This window comes from Acinetobacter sp. 228, assembly GCF_048147885.1.
In genome coordinates, this window is sequence record NZ_JAYWYV010000594.1 from 1 (window position 1) to 1,037 (window position 1,037).

Sequence of the window (1,037 nt, forward strand, 5' to 3'; positions counted from 1 at the left end):
GATATTGCAGACCTGATTTAGTCGTAATCACACCAGATTTTTTAGCATTTTCTGCCAGAAAAGCTGCACCAGCCTGAGCGTTTTGTTGACCTTGTTTTTGAAATTCGACTAGCTGTTTAGCTTCTAATGTTTTTTTATAATCATTAATTGCTTTCGCCATTTCTTCATCATTTAGGCGTGCTGTCTTATTTTGAGCACCTTCTTGTAAACCTTGGTAAAAAATATCAAGATTTAAATCTGTTAACGCATCAGTATTATTACGGCCCATTAAATAACCATAACTATAACTAAACTGATCTTTTGCCGGGCTTTTATTTGTTATCGGTGTAGCAGCAAAAACAGATAAACTCATCGTTGACGCTGCAATAACCAAACTGATTTTTTTCATGTCATTTTCCAAAAAAAAACAGGAGAGTATAACGACTCTCCTGGATTGTTATTATTTCACTGAAATGAGTTCTACATCAAAAATCAGTGTACTGTTTGCTGGAATTCCAGGAAGCTCTTGTGGGCCATATGCAAGATTTGATGGTATGAAGAAAGTCGCTTTTCCACCTTCTTTCATGAGTTGAAGACCTTCAGTCCAACCCGGAATGACCTGGTTAAGCGGGAATTCTACTGGTTGACCACGCTTATAAGAACTATCGAAAACCTGTCCATTAATTAAGCGACCTTCATAATGTACTTTTACAACAGACTGAGCAGTTGGCTGTTTACCAGTACCTTCTTTAGTAATGATATATTGCAAACCTGATACAGTAGTTTTTACGCCAGCTTTCGTTTTGTTTTCTGCAAGGAACTGTGCATCTGCAGAGTCAGTAGCTGTACCCGCTTGCTCAGGTTTGTCTTGATGCTGCATTTTTTGTTGTAACTCTTTTTCATAAGCAGCAACGGCAGCTTTTAAATCTTCTTGAGTATAAGCACTAGGCTGCTTATTACGCGCATCATGGATCCCTTGAACAAATGCTTTGGTATCCAGCTCAGGAGGGGTTTGTTGAGCAACTTCATACCCAAGAACATAACTGATTTTTTGAATT

General features: G+C 38.1%; 2 protein-coding genes. Both read right to left on the reverse strand.

Features of this window, described 5'->3' with window-relative positions:
- Positions 1–388: FKBP-type peptidyl-prolyl cis-trans isomerase N-terminal domain-containing protein (locus VXQ92_RS21095; RefSeq protein ID WP_416683081.1), on the reverse strand; the 388-nt coding region annotated here is incomplete at its 3' end.
- Between the two features lie 51 nt (positions 389–439).
- Positions 440–1,037, reverse strand: a 598-nt coding sequence (locus VXQ92_RS21100) for an FKBP-type peptidyl-prolyl cis-trans isomerase (protein WP_416683082.1), incomplete at its 5' end; no start/stop codon positions are given.